The organism is Microcoleus sp. MON1_C5, from assembly GCF_036701875.1.
Taxonomy (GTDB): Bacteria; Cyanobacteriota; Cyanobacteriia; order Cyanobacteriales; family Microcoleaceae; genus Microcoleus.
In genome coordinates, this window is sequence record NZ_JAUBRN010000017.1 from 39,516 (window position 1) to 63,296 (window position 23,781).

At 48.7% G+C, this 23,781-nt stretch carries 21 protein-coding genes; 6 read left to right on the top strand and 15 right to left on the bottom strand.

What is annotated here, in order from left to right; genetic code table 11:
- Positions 1–201: 201 nt before the first annotated feature.
- On the bottom strand, positions 202–1,671 hold the full coding sequence (locus tag QUA71_RS11045; protein ID WP_333284923.1) for an adenylate/guanylate cyclase domain-containing protein: 1,470 nt from the start codon (positions 1,669–1,671) through the stop codon (positions 202–204).
- Between the two features lie 304 nt (positions 1,672–1,975).
- Here QUA71_RS11045 and QUA71_RS11050 point away from each other — a divergent pair, with 304 nt between their 5' ends.
- Both QUA71_RS11050 and QUA71_RS11055 read left to right on the top strand, forming a co-directional pair.
- The gene (locus QUA71_RS11050; protein ID WP_333284834.1) at positions 1,976–2,725 is read left to right on the top strand and encodes a class I SAM-dependent methyltransferase; all 750 of its coding nucleotides are present in this window, start codon (positions 1,976–1,978) and stop codon (positions 2,723–2,725) included.
- 251 nt (positions 2,726–2,976) lie between these two features.
- Entirely contained in the window at positions 2,977–4,335 is a 1,359-nt protein-coding gene (locus tag QUA71_RS11055; RefSeq protein ID WP_333284836.1) for an FAD-binding oxidoreductase, read from the top strand.
- A gap of 173 nt (positions 4,336–4,508) precedes the next feature.
- On the opposite strand, the gene QUA71_RS11060 is transcribed toward QUA71_RS11055, so the two are convergent.
- From QUA71_RS11060 to QUA71_RS11075, 4 genes are all read right to left on the bottom strand, one after another.
- Complete coding sequence (locus QUA71_RS11060; protein ID WP_333284838.1) at positions 4,509–4,895, bottom strand: hypothetical protein; 387 nt, start codon at positions 4,893–4,895, stop codon at positions 4,509–4,511.
- Between the two features lie 455 nt (positions 4,896–5,350).
- Positions 5,351–6,241, bottom strand: coding sequence for an ABC transporter permease (locus QUA71_RS11065; RefSeq protein WP_190660756.1), 891 nt, complete (start codon positions 6,239–6,241; stop codon positions 5,351–5,353).
- 891 nt (positions 6,242–7,132) lie between these two features.
- Positions 7,133–8,155: an ATP-binding cassette domain-containing protein gene (locus tag QUA71_RS11070; RefSeq protein ID WP_333060295.1), complete on the bottom strand. Its 1,023-nt coding sequence runs from the start codon at positions 8,153–8,155 to the stop codon at positions 7,133–7,135.
- 682 nt (positions 8,156–8,837) lie between these two features.
- Positions 8,838–9,026 carry a hypothetical protein gene (locus tag QUA71_RS11075; RefSeq protein ID WP_015175516.1) on the bottom strand — a complete coding sequence of 63 codons (189 nt, stop codon included), beginning with the start codon at positions 9,024–9,026 and terminating at the stop codon, positions 8,838–8,840.
- Between the two features lie 177 nt (positions 9,027–9,203).
- Between QUA71_RS11075 and QUA71_RS11080 the strand changes: the two genes are divergently transcribed.
- Positions 9,204–9,407 (top strand): hypothetical protein, encoded by a 204-nt coding sequence (locus QUA71_RS11080; RefSeq protein ID WP_333284841.1) that lies wholly within the window; start codon positions 9,204–9,206, stop codon positions 9,405–9,407.
- Here the strand turns inward: QUA71_RS11080 and QUA71_RS11085 are convergent.
- Entirely contained in the window at positions 9,363–10,286 is a 924-nt protein-coding gene (locus QUA71_RS11085; protein ID WP_333284843.1) for a histone deacetylase, read from the bottom strand. The two genes, QUA71_RS11080 and QUA71_RS11085, sit on opposite strands and share 45 nt — an antisense overlap.
- Before the next feature lie 396 nt (positions 10,287–10,682).
- Between QUA71_RS11085 and gyrA the strand changes: the two genes are divergently transcribed.
- Together gyrA and QUA71_RS11095 are read left to right on the top strand one after the other, a co-directional pair.
- Positions 10,683–13,394: a DNA gyrase subunit A gene (gyrA, locus tag QUA71_RS11090; protein WP_333284845.1), complete on the top strand. Its 2,712-nt coding sequence runs from the start codon at positions 10,683–10,685 to the stop codon at positions 13,392–13,394.
- A 234-nt stretch (positions 13,395–13,628) separates the two neighbouring features.
- Positions 13,629–14,924: a ribonuclease D gene (locus tag QUA71_RS11095; RefSeq protein ID WP_333284847.1), complete on the top strand. Its 1,296-nt coding sequence runs from the start codon at positions 13,629–13,631 to the stop codon at positions 14,922–14,924.
- A 446-nt stretch (positions 14,925–15,370) separates the two neighbouring features.
- Here the strand turns inward: QUA71_RS11095 and QUA71_RS11100 are convergent, their stop codons facing one another.
- The 3 genes from QUA71_RS11100 to QUA71_RS11110 form a co-directional block, all read right to left on the bottom strand.
- Positions 15,371–16,432 carry an NAD(P)-dependent alcohol dehydrogenase gene (locus QUA71_RS11100; protein WP_333284849.1) on the bottom strand — a complete coding sequence of 354 codons (1,062 nt, stop codon included), beginning with the start codon at positions 16,430–16,432 and terminating at the stop codon, positions 15,371–15,373.
- A gap of 28 nt (positions 16,433–16,460) precedes the next feature.
- Positions 16,461–17,297: an SDR family NAD(P)-dependent oxidoreductase gene (locus QUA71_RS11105; protein WP_333284851.1), complete on the bottom strand. Its 837-nt coding sequence runs from the start codon at positions 17,295–17,297 to the stop codon at positions 16,461–16,463.
- A gap of 319 nt (positions 17,298–17,616) precedes the next feature.
- Positions 17,617–18,447, bottom strand: a complete 831-nt coding sequence (locus QUA71_RS11110; protein ID WP_333284853.1) for an SDR family oxidoreductase — start codon at positions 18,445–18,447, stop codon at positions 17,617–17,619.
- A gap of 223 nt (positions 18,448–18,670) precedes the next feature.
- Here QUA71_RS11110 and QUA71_RS11115 point away from each other — a divergent pair, with 223 nt between their 5' ends.
- Positions 18,671–19,144: an AraC family transcriptional regulator gene (locus tag QUA71_RS11115; RefSeq protein ID WP_333284855.1), complete on the top strand. Its 474-nt coding sequence runs from the start codon at positions 18,671–18,673 to the stop codon at positions 19,142–19,144.
- Here QUA71_RS11115 and sufU read toward each other — a convergent pair.
- The 6 genes from sufU to QUA71_RS11145 all read right to left on the bottom strand — a co-directional run bounded on the left by sufU (position 19,125) and on the right by QUA71_RS11145 (position 23,742).
- Entirely contained in the window at positions 19,125–19,577 is a 453-nt protein-coding gene (gene sufU, locus QUA71_RS11120) for a Fe-S cluster assembly sulfur transfer protein SufU (protein ID WP_333284857.1), read from the bottom strand. The genes QUA71_RS11115 and sufU overlap by 20 nt on opposite strands.
- Entirely contained in the window at positions 19,567–20,187 is a 621-nt protein-coding gene (locus tag QUA71_RS11125) for a nucleotidyltransferase family protein (protein ID WP_333284860.1), read from the bottom strand. The genes sufU and QUA71_RS11125 overlap by 11 nt, the downstream gene beginning before the upstream one ends.
- Positions 20,188–20,235: 48 nt before the next feature.
- Positions 20,236–21,375, bottom strand: a complete 1,140-nt coding sequence (locus QUA71_RS11130) for an XdhC family protein (protein ID WP_333284862.1) — start codon at positions 21,373–21,375, stop codon at positions 20,236–20,238.
- A gap of 203 nt (positions 21,376–21,578) precedes the next feature.
- On the bottom strand, positions 21,579–21,842 hold the full coding sequence (locus tag QUA71_RS11135; protein WP_333284864.1) for a hypothetical protein: 264 nt from the start codon (positions 21,840–21,842) through the stop codon (positions 21,579–21,581).
- A gap of 29 nt (positions 21,843–21,871) precedes the next feature.
- Positions 21,872–22,888 (bottom strand): LLM class flavin-dependent oxidoreductase, encoded by a 1,017-nt coding sequence (locus tag QUA71_RS11140; RefSeq protein WP_333284866.1) that lies wholly within the window; start codon positions 22,886–22,888, stop codon positions 21,872–21,874.
- Positions 22,889–22,995: 107 nt separating this feature from the next.
- On the bottom strand, positions 22,996–23,742 hold the full coding sequence (locus QUA71_RS11145; RefSeq protein ID WP_333284868.1) for an NAD(P)-binding domain-containing protein: 747 nt from the start codon (positions 23,740–23,742) through the stop codon (positions 22,996–22,998).
- Between the last annotated feature and the right edge of the window lie 39 nt (positions 23,743–23,781).

Genomic DNA, 23,781 nt, shown 5'->3' on the forward strand with positions numbered 1-23,781 from the left:
CGGTTTCTCGTAATAAATTTTTGGTTTGTCAACGAAGCAACCGCGCAGAAACCTGGTTCTCACATCCCCTTTGTAATTCCTGTAATTGTCAGCAGTCAAAAGCCAGCAGGCATTAACTGTTAGTTCTTGGCTAAGGGCTAACAACTAATGACTGATGACTCCGGACTAACTAGCAGACCCCTTCATAATATAATAAACAAATTAAACCGAAACTGCGCTGACTAGCCTGCCTGCAAGCAGATAAGTATTCATATCGCCCTTGCCTTTGATGTGGATAATTCCTCTGTCTTCAAACAGATACTTATTTTGCAAGAGATCGTAAGTTGATTGTGTGACTTGAATCGCCCCGGAAATTCCGTGGGATTCCATGCGAGATGCTGTATTGACGGCATCGCCCCAGAGGTCGTAAATAAATTTTTTAGTGCCAATAACCCCGGCAATGGCAGGCCCGGTATTGATGCCGATGCGAATGTTAATTCCTGCATGATGTTTGGCATTAAATTTTGCTAATTCCTCCTGCATATCTAAAGCCATTTCCGCAATGCTTTCGGCGTGGTTGGTGCTGGGATTTGGCAAACCTCCCACTACCATGTAAGCATCTCCAATTGTTTTGATTTTTTCCAAGCCGTACTTTTCCGTTAAACTATCGAAGGCTGAAAAAATTTCGTTGAGAAACTTGAGCAATTCTTCGGGAGATATTTGTGATGAAAGCACCGTAAAGCCCACGATATCTGCAAACAAAATCGTGACTTCTGCGAAGCCGTCAGCAATACTGCTTTGACCGTCTTTGAGCTTGGCAGCAATGGATTCGGGTAAAATATTGAGCAGCAGGCGATCGCTCTTTTCCTGTTCTTTTACCAATTCTACATTAGTTTCTTGCAATTGTGCCGTGCGTTCCCAGACGCGCTGTTCTAATTGTTTAGCATTTTGGCGCAACCTGCTGATAGCTAAACTTAATCCTGTGACCCCTAAAACTGAAAGTCCTACTAACAGTAAAAACAGGTTTTTAAGTTCACTTTGAGTATTTTGAGTGATGCTCTCTAGAGGTTGAGTAATTTCTAATATCCCCCGCACATCTCCCACTTGCCAATCAGTTTTAGGACTGTCGCGGTGAGTATTGTGACAGTTAACGCAGCTAGAAGTTAGAATATCTGCCTCGGCATATCGAAAGGCTGGCTTGCCGCGAAAATCCTCACGGCGAAAAAACTTTTGTGTAGGATTTTGCGTCAAATACTTAATAGCTTGCCGTTCAAAATCGTCTCGGACTCCGCCTTCTTCTCGTCGCCAGGGAAACGGGTAGTTGCTGTAGAGACGAAGTGATACTTCGGGATTTTTTTGGGTGATATTTTTGCCGAGTTCTATTAAGAAACTAGCCGGTACCGGAATTGTTACTTTTGTCGGGTTGTAGTCGTGGGTAAAGTTAATCGTGTTAGCAGTGTTGAGAGGATAAACAACATCCGAACTGTAAAGGGTGCGGGCTTCTTTAACAGCTTGGGCATAGAGGGTGGCATTTTGGAGGGCTTGCGATTCAATTAGGGTTGAGGAAAGAGAAGACATATTTGCCATCGCTACTCCTACACCTACACAAAATAAAATTGTTACCGCAAGCAGAATTCGCTTGTAAATTAATTGGCTGATGGCAGCCCGAATTCTAGAAATCAACTGGCGCATGGTATCCTCAAGCGTGAGGTTTAATCTTGATTGGAATTTAGGCACTACTAACATAACACTGCTTGTTCAGAGTGTTTTGCTGGCGTCAGGGGTAAAACCAGACTGGAGAGTGCAAGGGATGGTTAATTATTGCTTACCGCGAGTGTTTCGCTTATCCGTAACGAATACGCATAACTTGATAGTGATTTTCAGTTGAGTGAAGTACAGATGATCGAGTAAGGAGACGGCACTGCCGTGTCGCTAGTTCACGCATTTTTTGTTCTATTTCGGTTAGGATAACAATTGTAGTCTATGGTTGGCGATCGTGAATTCTGACTCTACTGTCTCACCTACTAAGAAGGAAATTTTTCCGGGAGAAGTTTTCGTCAATACTGCTGATTTTGATACCGGCATTCGGCGACTTTTACCTAAATATGACGAAATGCTGGATGTATTAGCAGGCTGCATTGCTAACACAAACCATCGCATTTTAGAACTCGGGTGCGGTACCGGGGAACTGACTGTAAAAGTTCTCAAACGCTACCCATCTGCGGAAATAGTTGCTGTCGATTACTCGCCGCGAATGCTTGATTTTGCCCGCACCAAAATAGAGTCGGCAGGATACGCAGCCCGGTGGACTGGCATAGAAATGGATTTTGGAGAATGGGCGAACAATCCAAATTTATCAGGTTTGGGCGATAAATTCAATGCTTGCATTTCCTCTCTGGCAATTCATCATCTTGAGGATGAGATGAAGTTGAAATTGTTTCAACGCATTCGCGAAAGTTTAAATGCTGGTGGCTGTTTTTGGAATGCCGATCCTCTTTTAGCAGAATCGGCAGCAATGAAAGATATTTATCAAGCGGCGCGAGAAGATTGGGCGCGAAATCAGGGCGAAACCTTAGCACAAATTCGCGCCAATGTGGGAACGAGTGTCTCTTACGGGTATTCTAATCCCGATCGCCTAGCTACACTTTCGGCACATTTGGAAATGCTGGTAAAAGCTAGATTTGACACTGTTGCAGTGCCTTGGAAATACTACGGTATGGCGGTGTTTGGGGGATTTGTTAATTGAGAAAAGCAGTCCTGGAGGCGGAACTTCTATATGTAGGGTGCGCCCCTGAGCACCTTACTGCTTAAAGAAAGATTGCAATTAGTATTTTATGTTACTAAGTTCTGCTTGAGAAAATATATAATATGAATTCCGGTTGCATTGGAATGATTAAACCGCAGAGTACGCAGAGAACGCAGAGGAAGAGAACAGAGAGAGGAATAATTCCGATGCTAACGGATTTGATATAATACTGCGAGCATAAAGGAAACAAAATGACTGCAACTGCGATTCAAAGTATTGACTGGGATGCTTTTTCTTCGGAACTCTCGGGAATCGAAATAATTAGCGATCGCGCGCAAGTTGTCAAGCTATCTCAAGACTATTATCACTTCAGTCCTGTTTTGCAACCTCTCTTAAGTGATAAAACAGGAGATTTAGTAGTGCGTCCCGCCAGCGAAGCCGAAGTTTTTCGGATTGCAGCAGCCTGCGTCAAATCCAAAATTCCGCTAACTGTTAGAGGTGCAGGAACGGGCAATTACGGGCAGTGCATTCCCCTCAAGGGCGGCGTCATTTTAGATACCAGCAAAATGAACAGTATCCGCTGGATAAAACCGGGTTTAGCTTGCGTAGAACCGGGGGTGAAAATGTCGGTTTTCGACAAACAAGCGCGAGAAACTGGTTGGGAATTGCGGATGGTTCCCTCAACCTATCGCACCGCAACTATTGGGGGATTTATTGGCGGCGGTAGCGGGGGAATTGGTTCGATAACTTACGGGCAATTGCGCGATCGGGGAAATCTTCATGCCGTTCGAGTCGTTACAATGGAAGACGAGCCCCGCGTCATCGAATTGCGCGGCGATGAAGTGCAAAAAGTCAATCACGCTTACGGCACAAATGGGATTATTACTGAGTTAGAAATTCCCCTCGCCCCTGCTTATCCTTGGGCGGAAATCATCGTCGCTTTTGACGATTTTATGACATCGGCAAACTTCGGTCAAGCTTTGGGCGATGCTGACGGAATTATCAAAAAACTAATTTGTGTTTGTGCTTGGCCGATTCCTGCTTATTTTGCTGCTTTTCGCGAGGAGATTCCTGAAGGTAAGCACTGCGCTTTGTTAATGGTAGCTGAATCTTGTCTGGAACCGCTGCAAGATTTGGTGCGCGAATATGGCGGCACAATTTGCTATCAAAAAAACGCGCAAGCAGCGAGCAAAGGTGCAGCCCTTGCTGAATTTACTTGGAATCATACAACTCTGCACGCTCGCAGCGCTGACCCGTCTCTGACTTATTTGCAGACGATTTTCCCCCCAGATAAAGGTTTGAAATTGATTGAGGAACTGTACAATTATTATGGCGATGAGGTGATGATGCACTTGGAGTTTTTGCGGATGAATGGCAAGGCGATCGCCGCAGCTTTGCAAATAGTTCGCTACACTACGGAATCACGGCTCAAGGAAATTATTCGCTATCACGAAGAGCAAGGTGCAATGATTGCTAATCCTCACACTTATATATTGGAAGATGGAGGGATGAAAAGTATTAATGTGGAACAGTTGCAGTTTAAAGAGTTGGTCGATCCTTACGGTTTGCTTAATCCGGGTAAAATGCGGGCGTGGTTGGAACGGGATTAAGGGCGATGGTTTTTAGATAAGATTCGGATCTTGAAATCGCTGCTAGACAAACTTCGTCCGCCTAAGCGCTGGCGCGCTGGCTTCGCCCATGCGGACTAAGAAATCAGTTTTCTATGCCGGAGGTTTTTAGTCAATAAAAACTAAATTCCTGACTGCGAACAAAACTTGTCAATTTAAGGGACGGGGGCGGTAATTTCTGCTGGTGCGATCGCCGGTGAAGGCACTGCTTGGTCTGGTGTTTGCAGCATAAGGCGCTGTTTGTTGCGAAATTCTGCGGCCGCATCGTTCAAATTTTGGCGCTGTTCGGTATTAAATTCTTCCATGCTGCGGCCGCCTCCCAATTTGGATCTGTGAATTAAATCAAATATTCCGCTTCCGCTGCTGCGGCCGGAAAAGGGGTCGGTATTGTCTTGAGTTTGAAAGTCTTGCAGCGGTTGGGCATTATTTAAACCGCTGGCTTGAGCGAAGCTTGCTTGAGGGGAGAACAGAGCACAGGATGCGATCGCGCTTGCAGCAATCCCCATCATCAATTTGCCCGATTTGGAAGTTTTGGTGTTCATAATTTATTAGTTGAACCTTCAAAAAAACAATTCTATCTAAAAAATATTCTGACTTGCGACTAAATATTATATTAATTCGCTGGGGCTAAGGACAGAGCAATGCCCATTGGTGTCAACTTAAGCTTTTAGTCCGCCAGTCCTGCAGATCACCCGACAGTCCGCCAGGGAATGAATTCCCTGTCTCATAGCTAAAGTCCTCTCAAAGAGGACTGAAGAACTCATTAGTCCTATCGCTTACCCGGTAGTCCGCCAGGGAATGAATTTCCTGTCTCATAGCTAAAGTCCTCTCAAAGAGGACTGAAGAACTCATTAGTCCTATGCAAGAGGACTTTGGCTTTGAGGCGAGGCTCTTGTTTCAACCCCTGACGGACTATCGGTTTTACCTTAAGTTGACACGACCAAAGGCATGGCGCCGTGTCCTAGAATTGACGGTGCAGGTGAAACGATCGCCCTAACTAAGCAAACCTTCGTCTCAGCAGCGGTTGAATGCTCAGCAGCGCTACCGCATCAAAGGCTAGCAATACTAACAGCGCTCCTCCAAAGGTAACATTACCCCAAGGAGCGTGCATCACGACACTGGCTAGTGACCAATCGCTGTGCAGGTACAGGTAGCGGATGGGTTCGATCGCGTAACTCAGAGGATTGAGAGTCACCACAACTTGCAGCCACTCTGGCATAAACGACAGCGGTGCGAGGGCTGTGCTGGCAAATAACAGCGGCAAGTTAGTAACAAAAATTACCGCAATTAATTCTACGTGGCCGGGGAGAGCGAAGGCTAAACCCAGACTCAAGCCTGTGACGCCCAAAACTAAGAGTAGGACAATTAGGGCGATCGCCCCCAGTCCGGCAATTCCGGGGAATCCCGCGCCCAAAAACGCTCCCGCTGTAACGATTGTGCCGGTTTGGATAAAGCTGAGGGTGACGATAAAAATAGCCGAAGCTAGGACGATCGAAAATCTGGAAGCCAGCGGCGCGACTAACAAGCGGTTGAGAAATCCGAACTCGCGATCGAACATAATCGGCAAACCAGCATTCAGCGCTCCTGCAAAGGCAGTAAAAACGATAACGCCAGCGCCGAGAAATTGCCCGTAATTCTGGCTTTCGCCGAACAAGCCTGCGGGAGCATTTTCAAACAGAGCTCCGAACAAAACCAACCACATCAGCGGCTGAATAATTCCTGCAACTAGCGTCGAGGGGCGGCGCTGCAATTGAATAAACAGGCGCTTGGTTAAGGCGAGAGTTTCTTGGATGAAGTCGCCCAGCAGGGAACTGGAAGTGTCAGCGGATGCCGTGGAGAGTGGCCGCTGCTGGTTGAGGTTGTTGGGGGATGTAACAGTACCGCTCATAATTGCTTGTTGTTGATTTTGACTGTTGTGATTATGTTTACAGGAAATATGTTGAAAGCGATTTTGGCAGGATGCTTTGATTATAGGCTATTTGGAGTTGAGAGGGCGGAGTAGCTGCTGCTATTGCTGTTCATCGAGTAGCTGGAATGAAAGGAGAAAATTGTAGTAAAATGGTTAAAGGCTACATATTAATTTAGTTTCGGAACTCTTAACAATATTTGAGGATAAATTGATGTCCTCAAGGGCGATCGCTACTTTGGTCAAAATCATGGAATCTTTGCCGAAAACTGTGAGAAATATAATTTTTAAACACCTGCAATAATTCCTTGGCAAATTTAAGATTACTTACTGTTTATGTGAATCCCGACAGTAAGTTATAAATTCCGGCTGAGATTGAAAGTCAACTGAAGCCCGGGGATAGATATACAGTTACTGTTACAGCATATAGCACTGTTTTTCAGAAGCTAAAAGTCGGTTTTGATTGGGAGGAGTTGCGGCGACGTAGAGACTCATTAGCACCCGATCCCAATCCGATGACAATCGATGAAATTTGTGAACTTGTCCGGGAAGTTCGTTGTGAAAAAAATTCTGAAAGAGAGTCACAGCTCTGAAACTCAATAATAATTGAAAAATAAACTCTTATGCCCTTTGGGCAGTATGTTATATAAAACAATCCTGGATGCAACATCACCACAGACGGGGGCGACCACGGGGGATGGCCGCTACAAAACGGTATATATAGAGGCTTTGCGTAAGTCCTATAATTGTCATCCTGAATGAGAGTGTTGCGATCTTCGTGAAGGGTTGCTCTGATAATGAAAATTTACCGTATTACAAGGACACGGCGGTGCCGTGTCCCTACAGATGCCGCTTTCCACCAGCCGGTATAATTTACGATCGCATCGCCTGTTTTTGCTCCGCCTTCAAATCGCGGTTGCTAGCAGCAGCCAACTCCGCATCCAACAGCGTCTTACCAGTCGCCGCCAAATACACATCATCCAAACTCGGCCGAGATTGAGCAATCCCAAAAGTAGGCAATCCCGCATCTTTCAAAGCTTGCTGAATAGTCACCAGCGCATCGCTTTGCGGTGTTACTACTAAATTGAGAGAATTTCCTTGAGCCGTGTTGACAATTACTTCCTGCACAAAAGGCAAAGATTGCATCAGAGTTTTAGCTTTTTCGGCTTCTTCCATCGGCGAAAACTCCCGAATCCGCAGAGTCACCCGATCGCCCCCAACCCGATTTTTCAACTCCTCCGGCGTGCCCTCAGCAATCACCGTACCCTTGTCAATAATCGCCACGCGATCGGCCAAAGCGTCAACTTCTTCGAGATAGTGACTCGTAATCAAAACCGTCGTACCTTCCTCCCGCAAGCGACGCAGGAAATCCCACACTACCACCCGGCTTTCAATATCGAGCCCGACAGTCGGTTCGTCTAACACCAAAACATCCGGCTGGTGAAGCAACCCAGCAGCTAAGTCGAGGCGTTTGCGGATACCGCCGGAATAAGTACCCGTCTTTTTATTTTGCCACTCCTCCAAACCGAGGAGTTTCACCATTTCGTCAATCCGCCCTTTAATCGTATTGCGCGGCAAATGGTAAAGCGCTGCTTGCAGTTGCAGGAGTTCCCGCCCCGTCAGCACCTTATCGAGAGCAACTTCTTGGGCGACGTAGCCGAGTTTTTGTCTGGCAATTCTCGGCTGGCTGACAGCAGAAATGCCAGACACTTCAATGCGTCCGCTATCGGGCGCACTCAAAGTACAAAGTACCCGCAGGGTTGTGGTTTTGCCTGCACCGTTGGGGCCTAGCAAACCAAATATTTCCCCCGGTTCTACCTTGAAGGAAACATCTTTAACGGCTTCTACAGTGCCGTAGCGTTTCTGAAGATTTTCAATTAAAACGGCGGGAGCCATATATTTTGGGGATGAACTGGTTGTTAATATTTTGACACTTCCGGGCCCAAATTGCCGGAATGGTCGATCGACTAATGCGACTGGCTGTGCTGGTAACGATCGCACACTCCTCCTCAACCGGAAACTGCTTATAGTTTTGGTTCTTAATATCAGTTTAAAAAATATCAACTTTCTAGCGGTTTTCAACCCTGATCTAGCAGTTCTCAATAAAGTGAGGTCTTCCCTATGCCCTATGCCCTATGCCCTCTGCCCTATATCAAGCGTGCACCTCATGTTACTGAGAAAGGCTATATTCATCAGTTTTCCCACTCTCCAATCTCCCCTCTCAAATCCAAAAAACTATGAGTTTTGAGTAAATTATAACTTTTCAGTTAGTAACTCAAAACTCACAAGTTTTCAACAAGTAGAGATGCACCCGAAACCTGTTATTTTATAATTATCTCTACCTATAGGCTGATGTGTAGCGAGATGTTGATAATTAACACACTGGTCAAACACATCACACTTTCGAGTCCACTATTAAACACAAAAAACTTCCCGAAGTGGCAAGTTATACTTGTAACGAGTTCTCCAAAGAATGTAACTGTATGCCCGTGTTCTCAACCCCGATAGTTATCAGTTATTACCAATGCTTTAATCGAAAATGGTATTAACTCCCCTAAAGGGAGTGGCTGCCAGGTCTTTAATCGACAATTTTTACCCAACCGCGGCGAACGTTGTACAGCAGTCGGTTGATGATGGCATACTCATCTTCATTCAGTGTTCTTTCTAAAAGTGCAGATCTGAGCTGTCTCCGGTCGTGGCGAGTCACGACGCTGGAGAACATGACCTGACCAAATAACTCTTCCAGTGTCATTTGGGATACTGACATGATAAACCTCCTAGTTGATTGAGACAGATAAAATTTTCACAGGCTGACTGTAATCCTATTATGCTCTTCGCGAGCGACTTCAAATGCGATCGAAAACATTGACACAGTGTGATTTTTTGGTTAAAAATCTGTGACCGAGACTTTGATGCCAAGTGACTTGGATCTCTTAAATTTGTGATGCTTGTCACTGAAGTCAGCAGGAAGAACTCAGAAGGAAGAGGGAAAAAGACCATCAAGCACGATCGCCAAATAATCGCTTCGCCGATCGCCCTCAAAAACTCTCCATCCCCTCCTCACCGCTTCTCAACCTTATTTTTCCCTATGCCAATTTTCCAGCTAATTGAGGCATCGGTCAATAGTCGCCACAACCGACTCGGCTAACTCTTTCAGCGCGTAACCCCCCTCCAAACCAAAGGCGATGCGGCGGGTGAGTTGCAGGCAGTATCCGGTGAAAGTACCGAAATCTGACGGAGCCAGAGTCATGCTCGCCAGCGGATCGGACGCAGTAGCGTCATAACCGGCGCTGACAATCAACAAATCCGGTTCAAAGTTTGACAAAAAAGGCACGACAAGAGATTCAAAGGCGCTCAGGTATTCAGCTATGCCACCGCCCGGATAGAGGGGAATGTTCAGCACGTTCTCGTAGGCACCGCGCTCCTCGGCATCTCCCGTTCCCGGATAGCACGGAGATTGGTGCAGGGAACAGTAGGCAATTTGCCGGCAGTTTTCCACCAAAGATTGAGTGCCGTTGCCGTGGTGCACGTCCCAGTCGAGGACGGCGACGCGGTTGATTCCCGGCTGTTCCAGGGCGTAGTGAGCAGCGATCGCAGCATTGGAAAACAAGCAAAAACCCATCGCGCGGGCGTTTTCGGCGTGGTGTCCCGGCGGCCTTGCCAGCACAAAAGCCGGTTCCCCCGCAGCCACCACTCGATCGACCCCATCGAGCCAAGCACTCGCCGCTAGCAGCGCTACGTCGTAACTTTCAGCAGAAATCGGCGTATCGCCGTCGAGGTAGCCGCCTCCCCGATGAGCCAAATGTTCGACCTCTTTGATGTATCTTTGCGAGTGAACTTTTTTGATAGCCGAGAACAGTGCTTTTTCGCGCTGCGCCACTGGGGTGGGCAGTTGCCACTCAATTTGAGCCGCCCAAGGAGCAGCCTTCAGAGCGTTGGCGATCGCCGTTAAACGTTCTGGTCGCTCTGGGTGAAGCATTCCAGTCTTGTGCAGCAAGAAATCTTCGGAGTAGATGACGGGTAGCATCGGCTGATTTTAGATTTTAGATTTTAGATTTTAGATTTTTAGTTTGCTTTAAGAAGGCCTTCGGTTTTGTGAAATTAAAATTGCGATCGGGCCACCCTTTTAATTTTTTATATAGCCCTCAAAAAAACTCACCAAAGCATGAAACCCGACCGCCTAAAAAAACCTTTCTAGCTTTTGCGAACCGCTGACAAAATCACCAACTGACAAATCATCAATTGTCCTTGTTTCGTCCCTTAATTTTTCTGGCAACTTTTCCATAAACTCAAAGGCAAATTGTGATATAATTTCAGGAGTAATTTGCAATATTTGGCAGCTCTACTGAATCCAAACCGATTTTATCGCATTTTTGAGATTTATAGCGGTCAAATTTAAATTTTTAACGGAGTTTTTCAACCTATGAGCACCTCTGAGTCGCGGATAATCCCGACGGATCTGGGTAATGAGATGTCCCGATCGTACTTGGAATACGCCATGAGCGTAATTGTCGGTCGGGCGCTACCAGATGCCAGGGACGGTCTCAAGCCCGTTCACCGACGCATTCTCTACGCCATGAACGAATTGGGCTTGACTCCCGATAGACCTTTCCGCAAATGCGCCCGCGTCGTGGGGGAGGTGCTGGGCAAGTATCACCCGCACGGAGATACAGCGGTTTACGACGCCCTGGTGCGGATGGCTCAGGATTTCTCCATGCGGGAACGCCTGATCAACGGCCACGGCAACTTCGGCTCCGTTGACAACGACCCGCCCGCTGCCATGCGGTACACCGAATGTCGCCTCACAGCTTTGACGAGCGACTCCATGCTGCGCGACATCGACTCGGAAACAGTTGATTTCGGCGACAACTTCGACGGTTCCCAGCAAGAACCCCTCGTACTCCCGGCACGCATTCCCCAAATTTTGCTCAACGGTTCCTCCGGGATTGCTGTGGGGATGGCAACCAACATTCCGCCGCACAATTTAGGCGAAATAATTGACGGTTTAGTAGCACTAATTCACAATCCAGCAATTACCGACCTGGAATTGATGCAGTACATCCCCGGCCCGGACTTTCCCACCGGAGGGCAAATTCTGGGGAGATCCGGCATTCGCGATGCTTACACCACCGGTCGCGGTTCGATTACAATGCGCGGAGTCGCCGGCATTGAAACCATTGAACATCCGGGCCGCCCCGACAAAGAAGCAATTATTATCACCGAATTGCCTTACCAAACAAACAAGGCAGCGCTAATTGAGAAAATTGCCGAACTTGTCAACGACAAAAGATTAGATGGAATTTCCGACATTCGCGACGAAAGCGATAGAGACGGAATGCGGATCGTGATCGAACTTAAGCGCGACGCCTATCCCCGCGTCGTTCTTAACAACCTCTATAAACAAACACCACTCCAAGCCAACTTTGGAGCCAATATGTTAGCGCTAGTAAACGGGGAACCCCAACTACTTACGCTCTCCCAATTCCTCAATGTCTTCCTAGATTTCCGTATTGAGACAATTACTCGCCGGACTCAATACGAACTCCGGAAAGCAGAAGAACGCGACCACCTTCTGCAAGGCTTATTAATTGCCCTAGACAACTTAGATGCAATTATTCACCTAATTCGCGCCGCTGCCGACTCCGCCGCAGCGAAACAAGAATTGATGGATAATTACGGTCTTTCCGAACAGCAATCCGATGCAATTCTGCAAATGCAGCTCAGGCGTTTGACAGCATTAGAAGCGCAAAAAATTCAGCAAGAACACGAAGAACTGCGAGCTAAAATCTCCGATTTGGAAGATATCTTAGCGCGCCGGGAACGCATCTTAGAAATCGCCGAATTTGAAGCAGTCGAAATCCAAACCAAAATCGCCACTCCTAGACGCAGCGTCATCGAACACGCCGAAGGAGAAATCGATGAAAGAGATTTAATTGCCAACGAACAAGCAATTATTCTGATTACAGAGCAAGGCTACATCAAGCGGATGCCTGTCAGCACTTTCGAGGCCCAAAGTCGGGCTACTCGCGGCAAAGCAGGCGCGAAAATGAAAGAAGACGACGGAGTAGAACATTTCCTTTCCTGCTGCGATCACGATAGCGTTTTGTTCTTCAGCGACAGGGGCGTAGTTTACTCTGTCAAAGCTTATCAAATCCCCGTCTGTTCGCGGACGGCCCGCGGCACTCCTGTGGTGCAACTGCTGCCGATTCCTATAGAAGAAAAAATCACTTCTATGGTGTCAGTGACAGAATTCACCAGCGAAGAATACTTGGTAATGTTGACTCGCGGCGGCTACATCAAGAAAACCGCACTTTCCGCTTTTGGCAACATCCGTACTAATGGATTAATCGCGATTTCTCTAGAAGAAGGCGACCAACTGCGCTGGGTGCGGAGAGCAAAAGTGGGCGACAGCATCATCATCGGCACGCGCCAAGGGATGGCAATTCATTTCCGCACCAATCACGAACAGTTGCGCCCTGTCGGCCGCGCGACGCGGGGTGTAAAATCGATGAAATTGCGATCGGGCGATGAGTTGATCAGCATGGACATATTGCCCAGTTCAATTGTTGCCGAGATTGCTGAATTGGAAACTGAAGATTCGGAATTCGAGGGAGCTAATATTGCTCAATTAGAAACGGGCGACTCGGAATTTGAAGGGGCAGAAATTGCTGAATTGGAAACGGAAGATTCGGAATTGGAAGATGAAGAATTAGAATTGCAAGCCGAGGAAATTGAAGGCGAAGATGCTGAAGAAATTTCGACAGTTAGCAGCGAAGTTCCTTCCGTGTTGGTAATCACCACCAACGGCTATGGTAAGCGGGTTCCAGTTTCTCAATTCCGCCTACAAAGACGGGCGGGCAAGGGATTGACGGCTACTAAATTTAAGTCGAAAAAGGGTAAGGATCAGGTAGCTGCGCTGCGAATTGTCAATGAAGATGACGAGTTGATGATCATTACCAACCGAGGTATTATTATCCGTCAGGCTGTGAGTGCAATTTCCACACAATCGCGAACTGCAACGGGCGTGCGGGTGCAGCGGTTGGATGAGGATGATTCGATCGTAGCTGTGGCTTTAGTGCCGCCTGCGGGTGAAGAATCGGCCGAAGAATCGGAATCTGAGGAAGTGGCAGAATAGTCATAGGTTAATAGTTTGTAAGGTACGCGCTGCGTACCTTACTGCTGAATGGTAAAAATGCGATCGTCTATTCCCGGTTTCTGCTTCCAAGACTGGTCAACATTTAATACTAATTATGAAAAAATACCTCTAGGGACACGGCATTGCCGTGTCCTTAATGCGATCGTTGACAATCGATCCAATAATTGCTATAGCATAAGAGAATCAAAAAGTTAATAGCAAAAGTCTGTAAAAATGCCTTATTTAACAGCAGAAAACGACATCAAAGCACTCATCGCTAAATTTGCCCAAGCTAAAGTCCTGTGGGTTGACACAGAAATAGCAGACTATAAATCCAACCCCAGATTATCTCTGATTCAGGTGTTAGCTGACTCCACAGATTCGAGTGGAGATGGCACTTTTCTACTAGATGTCTTGGATAAACCTGAATTGGCAAAAGATTTTATCAACCAAATCATGGTCAATCCAGATATTGAAAAAGTTTTGCACAACGCCAGCTATGACATCAGATTTCTAGGCAATGACGATGCTCAAAATGTCACTTGCACATTGAAAATGGCGAGACAGATTCCTTATTACATCCTGCCATTACCCAACCGACAACTCAAAACTTTAATAGAAACACTTTGCGACATTGCTTATGTTGATAAAACAGAACAAAGCGGCGATTGGGGCCAGCGTCCCCTGACCCAGAAGCAGCTAGAATATGCCAAGATGGACGCGGTTTATTTAGCTGGAGTGCATCGCCGCCTGCTAGAAATCCTTGCCCAATGTTACCCCGAACCCGCAACGGAAAATTTGACAGCATTGGGCGAAAAATATCAGGAAATAGAATCTCAGTGGAAGCCGCTAGACTCAGAAATTGCTGAAGTCAAAGAACGATTTAAAGCGGGGATGATGGCGCAAAAGCTCAAAGATAGTTCTTATTTTGAGCTTTCCCGTTCGATAGCTATGAAAGTAGATTTTCTCACCCTGGCAAGACTGACGCAAACTGAGGGAATTGAGTTAAATTTTCCGGTGACGCTGACGAAAGAAATTCAAAAACAGTTAGGCAAACTCATCGATCATCCATCTTTGGAAGTGGAGGATATTGCTAGTTCGCGGTTGAATTCTAATGTACAGCAGCGGCGAAAATCTACTAAGAAAATTGCGCCGGAACCGGAGAGTGAGGATTTAACAGCCTTGGGGGAAAGGTACAAAGAAATTTTGCCCGAATGGAAGTTGCGGGATTCTGAAGTTGAGCACCTGAAAGAGCGCATTAAAAAAGCAATGTTGGTGCAAAATCAGGAAAATACTCCCCATTTTAAGTTATCCAGTTCCTCGATTTTGAAGGTAGATTTTGCTAAATTGGCAAAACTTGCGCTATCTGTGGGAGTTGAGTTAGATTTTATGGTGACGCTGACTCAATACATCCAAAAGCGGTTAGGGGAAGCGATTAACAAAATTGATGTGCAAATTGAGTATATTACGAGTTGGCGGATGACGGCTAAGACTATGGAAGAGGAAGATGATGATGAAATCCCTTTTTAACTACTAAAATATCACGTTTCCTCTCATTTTTCTGTGTGATCAGAGGCCTGGAAGCGTGAGAAAGAGGTCTACAAAAAAGACACAATCAGGGTTGCAGCCTGTATACCCTGTTGATAAAAGCGATGTTTATTACGAGTTAAATTCATTAACTATTGTACAGATTCAGAATATTTATCCACATAATTCACCCACTGCTCTCCATCTTGCGCCAACGCCAAAGGTACTCCGTCTGCGGTATTTTTTGCTTTGTTCTTTAGGCGGAACTTCCCGGCTTTGGGACAGGGCGGTGTCATTCTCAGAAAAACCAGGATTTTGTAGGGGCAATGCTAAGAGTGCGCGCCCAGGCCCAGACACGATAAATTGGGCATTTCAGCGATCGGGGCAACCACGGGGGGTTTGCCCCTACAAGAGAATGAAACAGCCCTGCCTTCTAGGGGCGGCCTCAGTTATTCAGATTTCAGAGATGCCATATCAATTACAAAGCGATATTTCACATCGGACTTGAGCACTCGCTCGTAGGCTTCGTTGACCTTCTGGATGGGGATGACTTCGACATCGGCAGTGATGTTATGTTCGCCGCAAAAGTCGAGCATCTCCTGGGTTTCCGCGATGCCGCCGATGTTAGAGCCGGAGAGACTGCGGCGGCCCATGATCAGGCTGAATGCCGCGACCTCCAGAGGCTTCTCAGGTGCGCCGACAAGGGTGATGTTGCCGTCGCGGTGGAGCAGGTTGAGATAGGCGTTGATGTCGTGTTTGGCGGAGACGGTATCGAGAATGAAATCGAAGCTGCCAGCGTGCTGCTGCATTTCGTCAGCATTACGGGAAACGACCACTTCGTCAGCACCGAGGCGGAGCGCGTCTTCCGTCTTGTCGGGCGAGGTGGTGAAGACGACGACGTGGGCACCGAACGCACGGGCGAACTTCACGCCCATGTGACCCAGCCCGCCAAGACCGACTACGCCGACCTTCTTGCCCTTAGTGACGCCCCAGTGGCGCAGGGGCGAGTAGGTGGTGATCCCGGCGCAGAGGAGCGGCGCAACCCCGGCGAGATCGAGGTTATCTGGAACGCGCAGAACGAAGCGTTCATCGACGACGACGCTATCGGAGTAGCCACCATAGGTGACTGGAGCAGTCTTGTGCTTGTCTGGGGAGTTGTAGGTGAAGATCACATTTTGGCAAAACTGCTCAAAGCCAGCTTTGCAATGGGGACAGGTACCATCCGAATCGACCATACAGCCGATCCCCGCGAGGTCGCCGGGCTTGTACTTCGTCACTGCTGAACCAACTTGAGTGACCCGTCCGACGATCTCATGACCGGGGACGATCGGGTAGGTAGTAGACATGAAGTCGCTCCACTCATTACGCACCGAATGGACATCGGAGTGACAGATGCCGCAGAAGAGAATTTCGATCTGAAGGTCATGTTCGGTTGGATCGCGCCGTGCGATCGTGTCGGATGCCAATGGTGATGTTGCACTAGCAGCGGAATAAGCTTTTGTGTTGTACATGAATTAATGCTCCTAAATAGTACGTGTGCTAGAAGTTTCCATCCGTAGACGTGGAAAGCGCCTCGTGGTCTTTGATCTCTTGCAGACGGGCCTCCAGGGCCGGCTTAATCATCGTGACGGCATCGCTGCCCGCGTGAAACTGCTTCGGCGGGTTCTCCATTCCAGCAATCTTGACCAGAGCATCACCCAACTTCGCCGGGTCGCCCTGTTGTGTGCCGTTGTAGGTTGACCACGTCTCTTGAACACTGCCCTTGGCCGCGTAGTCTTCAATAGTCTGACTGGTCCATTTGGCGTTCTGCGCGTCCAGCAGTTCCGTACGGAAGAAGCCCGGTTCGACGAGCGTGATCTTGATGCCGAAGCGCTCGACCTCGGCCGCGACCGACAGCGAAAGACCTTCGACCGCGAACTTTGATGCGGCGTAGGCGGCGCAGTGCTCGAATCCGATTACGCCCGCCATCGAGCTGATATTGATGATGTGGCCCGACCGCTGCTGACGCATGATCGGCAGCACGGCTCGCATGACGTACACCACGCCGTAGAAGTTTGTAGACATTTGGCTTTCGATGTCGGCGGTGGTCATCTCTTCAAAATTACCCAGCAGGCTGTAGCCCGCGTTGTTAACCAAAATGTCGATGCGACCGAACTGTTTCACCGCCTCACCGACGGCCGTTTTCGCCTGTACCTCGTCGGCAACGTCCAACTGGACAAACGCAAGCTTCTCGCTTGCAACATCGCGCAAGGCATGGCGCACTTTGTCGAGGTTTCTTCCGGTCGCGACGACACGGTCACCTGCTTGTAATGCCGCCTTAGCAATTCCGGTACCGATACCGCTACCAGCGCCTGTGATGAACCAAGCTTTGTTCATAGTCATATCCTCTCAATTACGATGATGCCGTTGCTAATTGACTGAACCATTAGGACGATATAAAGATCCCTACAGCAGGGCCAGGAGTCCAATCACATCTCCAACTTCATAAATCTGTGGCTCAGAGACATTGACAGAAAGCATTAAGGTCAACCTTCGTATTGTTCGTCGCTGACCTTTTCCATCCAGTCCACGGGCTCGCCGTCGAGTACCTCCTGAGTAGCGATATGAGTCATCGCCGCTGGCGGTGAAGGTGACGATGGCGACAATGCTTTGTTGTCGTGCGTTTAGGGTTCGATCGGGTTGGCGACGAACATCACTACACCGTTTGACCGCCATCAATGACCAGCGCGTGCCCGATCGCGAAGGAGGACGCATCCGAACACAGCCAGACGACGGCATTGGCGATCTCTTCGGGCTGGCCCATCCTGCCAATTGGCTCCTGCGAGATCACTTGTTCTCGTCCTTCGGAAGTGCCGCCGCTGAAGCGATCCATCATCGGGGTGTCGATGATTCCGGGACACACAGCGTTGATACGAATGTTCTGCGCGGCGTAGTCGAGTGCCGCCCCCTTGGTCAGTCCGACCACGCCGTGCTTTGCAGCCACGTAAGCAGCTTGACCTTTGAAGCCTTTGACTCCAGCACCTGAAGAGGTATTCACGATCGCGCCGCTGCCTTGCTTGAGCATCAGCGGGATTTCGTGCTTCAGGCACAGGAACACGCCGCGCAGGTTGATGTTGACGATGCGGTCCCACTCCTCCTCTGTAAGGTCGGCTGTCGCCGCTATCTTCTGTTCCACGCCGGCGTTGTTGAAGGCAAAGTCCAGTCGCCCGAAGGTCTCAATCGTCTTATCCAGCGCTGCCTTCACGTCCTCGGCTCGCGTCACGTCGCACCTGACGGCGATCGCCCGCCTGCCGAGTTCCTCGATCGTGTGAGCTGTTTCTTGATTGCCCTGTTCTGAGATGTCAGCGACCACCACGTTAGCGCCCTCACGGGCAAACGCCAGCGCTGTAGCTCGACCGATGCCGTTCGCTGCTCCGGTCACAAACGCAACTTTTCCTGTGTAGTTTTCATTCTTTTTCATCGTCATTATTTTTTCCTTATCAATAGGGATGAATTTTTTAAGAAGCAAGGTTAGCTTTGATGGCATTTTGGTTGTCACTCAGCAGGTTTCTTGCCCAATCAAAACTGAGTTTTCTCTTGTATAAAAATCCAGACGTTTGCAATTCGCCGGAATCGTTTTTCATTGCTTTAGCTTCATTCTAAGAATCCTCAAGGGCAAGCAATAGAACGATCGTCTAAGATTGTTGTACAATCCTGCAAACTTAGACATGAACGCTGCCAAAACGAGTTAAAAGTCCGCTAGGTCGTTAATGAACGACCAGCAGGCTCTTCGCGAGGCAGACAGAGCACAAGCCCACAGAGACGAACTGACCCAGCGGATTGCACAGGCGATACGTCATGATGGGACAATTGAGCCGCTGAAGGGATTGCACTTCAATCGCACCTCCTCACGGTCAGAATCCATTCATAGTGTCTCTATTCCTGCCTTTTGTGTCATTGCTGAGGGCAGCAAAAAAGTCCTTCTGGGCAACGATCGCTATCAGTACGACCCGATGCATTATCTGCTTGCTACGATCGAACGGCCGATTGTCAGCCAAATTCTTGAAGGGTTCAAAGCGCAACCGTACCTTAGCCTTCGCCTCGATCTCGACCCCACACTTGTCGGTTTACTCATGGTTGAGGCGGGCGATCCCTCACCACAAAGGGGTGCCAAGGTAAAAGCGATTGACGTGAGTTTATTGGATGTGCCTCTGCTGGATGTGACTATACCTGTTCATTCCTAGTTTCAACCGAACTCAGCGCCGCTTTGAGGGTATGCCAAGCCAAAGTTGCACACTTAACGCGCATCGGATATCGGGAAACACCTTGCATGATATTGAGTTTCTCCAACGGAGGCTCAAACTGAGTATTTCCCGCTACCATATCGCGGAACTGTTCTACCATTAAAAGCACCTGTGAAATAGTTTTACCTTTGATAGCGATCGCCATTAAGTCAGCAGAAGCAAGGCACAAAGCACAACCTGCACCTTCAAATTTAATGTCTGCAATTTTACTTTCTGCTTCATCTAGTACCAGCGTTAAATCAACCACATCACCGCAATAGGGATTTTCTCCTCGGTGTTGACGGTGTACTGGGTTAGTTTTTCCTTTGTTTTGCGGTTTTCGGGCGTGTGTCAAAATTACTTGTTGGTAAATGTGGCGATCGTTAGTTTTCATAATCTCTTCCCTCTTTAAAATTTAATAGCAGCTGCTTGTAATCGTCCGGGGTATCAATATCAATGGCAGCTTCTGGTATTAGCAGAATCAATCCTGTATCTATATATTTTTGTATTAACGCTTTTGCACCTTTATCTCCTTCAAGCTGCATCAGTTCTGGAAATAAGGCATTGCTAAACAGGGCAGGTACGCCTGTAGTTTCGTTATACTTTGAGGCAATAATTACTTTTTGCGTTTCTTGATAAGACTGAATCAATTGATTGAGAATCTGGGGAGAAACTAGCGGCTGATCTGCAAGTGAGATGATAACTGCATCAAGTTTAGAGTTAGTTTTCAGTAGCATACTCATACCAGCGCGAATAGAAGAAGACATTCCCTCTTGCCATTGGGAGTTCTCTACAACTTGCACAGCCTTTGTCATTAGTTCCGGTTTAATTTGTTCTACATAAGCTCCCAGGACTACTATGATAGGTTGGCTCATAGAAGCCAAGGCAACTTCAACCGCATGGAGTATCAGGCTGCGTCCTTGATAAGAAAGCAATTGTTTTGGTCTTCCCATGCGGGTTGCAGCTCCAGCAGCGAGAATAATTAGACCAATTTTAAATACCATACCCAAATTTTGAATTTTTGATTATTAAGAACCGACTCGTATTAGCCATTAATTTTTTGATAATTGACTATTGATTGAATCATGAATTGGTACAGTGCGATTTCTTAAAAAACCACCTTGATGCTTTGCTGTTACTGCTTGAATTTCGGCGATAATCGCCAAAGCAATCTCTTCGGAATTATCTGCCCCAATGTCGAGTCCCACCGGACTATATAAATTTTGTTGCTGTTGTGGAGTGGGGATAACTCCTTCTTCTTGTAGTTCTTGCAATAATCGGGCTGTTCTTTTCTTAGGGCCAAGTACACCTAAGTATTTTAAGCCAGAAGGCAATAACACTCTCAGCAATTCCAGGTCGTCTAAATAATTATGAGTCATAACTACAGCAACAGTACGCTCATCTATATCGATTTTTTTTAATACATCCTGAGGAGAACAAAATTCAACTCGATCGGCTTCTTGAAAACGCTTTCGGCTTGCTTCCCGTTGGCGGTTATCGACTACAGTAATATGCCATCCTAACTGTTTGCCAAAGCGAACAACGGGAAGAACGTCATACCCAGCACCCAAAATTACCAGCGACAGCGGCGGCCCAATGACTTGAATAAAAACTTCAACTTTCCCGCCTATTAACTGATATTGTTTCCCTACCGAGGTTTTCTGTTGAAGCGCTGCTTGTGTATCCCTTAAAACCGCTGCTGCTAATTCCTCATCGCTGATGTGGTTGATGATATCTGAATTTAGTAGCAAGCGATCGCCTATTTGAGATTTGCTTTCACCCTCTATATTAAATACAGTTGCAATAGCACTCTCAAACCGAGTATCAAGGCATTTGTGCACAAAACTAATTTGGTTCGGCTCGTTTACTGGCAACGATTCAATCAAAACATAAGCAATGCCTTGACAGCCAAGCCCCAATCCCCAAATTAAATCTTCCTCGGAGGTGGAGTCATACTTAACCACACAAGGACTACCAGTGTTCATTACCTGCTGTGCTTTCTCAAATACATCACTTTCCAAACAGCCACCGCTAATTGCACCTACTATCAAGCCATCTGCACTCATCAACATTCGCGCACCAGGACGGCGATAAGTTGAACCTTCCACTTTAACTAAAGTTGCCAAGGCTAGCTTTTTCGTGGTGTCTTTTACTTGCTCTAAAGCAGCCTTAATATCGTGTATTTCTTTCATTGCTCAGGCTAAAAATTTTTGTATCTCACTGTTTAAGTTTGATTATAAGGACTTCAGCATAGGACACGATATAACGATACTTGCAAGTTATTGTACAATCCTGCAAAATTATTCTTCTAAACTAATCATGGGACAAGCGTGTAAAGCTTTGGTGTGATGACTTTTAGCTTACTTGCTTGTCCCTTTCTTATCCCGAACTCACGTTACATAAAAATCGCACGGCTCAGACGAACCCCGAAATCGGCATCCGGATTTGTCGTGGCGTCACCAAGCCGCTCTTGTATCACTGCAACTGCTAAGTCCCGGCGCTTTGGCGATCGTGATGCGTCGGCAGATGCCAGCGCTGCCGCCATCTGTTCGCGCGTGAGATCGGTGCAATAGCAGGGCGTGCCGGGTTGCTGACGCCACGAATCGGCGATCGTGCCGGCGTCGAAAGCATCAAGCCCGGTGTCTTCGACGAGCGCCATCGTTACTGAGGAGCGACTAATTTCTAGCTCTAAGGTGTCGTCAAACCCATGACCGATGCCACGATCTCGAACGACCGAAGCCGGGCTGCACGTTCGTAGACATCGGACACGAGGATAAGCTCGTCCGCGGAGGTCTCCTGTAGCAGTGCTTCGAGTCCCTCCTTGACGATGGTCAGCCCACCGACCACCGAGCGTGCGAGCAGGCGCCCCGCCTGCGCCTTTGCTCGGGGCGACCAGTAGTCGTCGATGTTGTTGATTGGCGGCTCCAGGGGACCGGACGTGCCGTGTTGCAAAAGGTCGGCGAACGACTTCTGCTGCGAGGTCGCGAGGCGGCGCGCCTCATAGTCGGTGTCAGCGGCCACAACGTTCACGCCGACCATCGCGTAAGGGCGAGCCATCTGCTTGGAAGGCTTGAACCGCTCGCGGTAGATCCTCAGCGCGTCCAGGAGAAGGTCGGGAGCGAAGTGCGAGGCGAAGGCGTAGGGCAGGCCGAGATCTCCTGCCAGCGCCGCGCCGAACAGGCTCGAACCCAGGATGATCAAAGGGACTTCCGTCCCATCGGCGGGAGCCGCCACGAGCCGTTGTCCGGGCGACGAAGGTTCAAAGTACGCCTGAAGCTCAATCACGTCCTGGGGAAACGAGTCGGAGGCTTGGGGCGGCCGTCTCAGCGCACGGACTGCCATTTGGTCGGTGCCGGGCGCGCGGCCGAGCCCTAGATCGACGCGGCCTGGAAAGAGTTGGGCGAGCGTCCCGAACTGCTCCGCGATCACGTAGGGAGCGTGATTGGGAAGCATAATGCCGCCCGCGGCGAGGCGGATCGTGCTCGTCGCCGCGCCGATGTGTGCAAGCACGAGCGCGGTCGCGGCGCTCGCGATCCCGGAGGCGTTGTGGTGCTCCGAGATCCAGATGCGCCCGTAATTCCACCGCTCCAGGTGGGCCGCAAGGTCTCGCGTGTCGTCGAGGGCGGAGCGGGCATCTCCGCCCTCGACGACACGCACAAGGTCTAATACCGAAAGCTTCGTCATCACGTTTCCTTTTTCAGTCAAGCATTCTAGGTCGGTAACACTGTGGTGTGGTCAGGTCGCACAATGAAAAGGGAAATGGCATATATGCCCTTCACTTTCCCTTTTGGCCTCACCGCAATTTGTGGCTTTTACATACAAATCACACGGTTCACGCGAACCCCCAAATCGGCATCCGGATTTGTCGTAGCGTCACCAAGCCGCTCTTGCAGCACTGCAACTGCTAAGTCGCGGCGCTTTGGCGATCGTGATGCGTCGGCAGATGCCAGCGCTGCCGCCATCTGTTCGCGCGTGAGATCCGTGCAATAGCAGGGCGTGCCGGGTTGCTGACGCCACGAATCGGCGATCGTGCCGGCGTCGAAAGCATCAAGCCCGGTGTCTTCGACGAGCGCCATCGCCACGGAGCGATCGTTCTCGCGGTCAGCAGCCACAGGGAGGGCTATACGGTCAGGGCTTCCAGCAGGCTTGCCCTTGGTGGCGAAGGAGCCAGACCCGATCGCGTTCCACGCCTTGGCGATCGGCCGGCCTAGCTGTTCGGCTACCCAAAGGCTCTCAACCTGCCCGGCCTCGATAGCATCGATCTTGTCGTCGCGGTGGGGATAGTAATTAGACGTGTCGATGACGACTGTCTCGGCTGGTAGGTTGGCGATTAGCGGCGCGATTGTGGGAATGCGGTTGAGAGGGATCGAGAGGATCACCGCGTCAACGTCCTCCACCGCTTGGGCCGTCGAGACCGCGCGTGCGCCCAAAGCCAGCACATCGGCCTCGATCGTCTCAGGGCCGCGAGAGTTGGCCACCTTCACGTCATGTCCGGCCGCACTGAGTTTGCGTGCCAAAGTCTTCCCGATATGGCCAGTGCCAAGAATGCCTATCTTCATAAAACGATTTCCTTTTACTGGGTAAGAGTCTCATTCCAC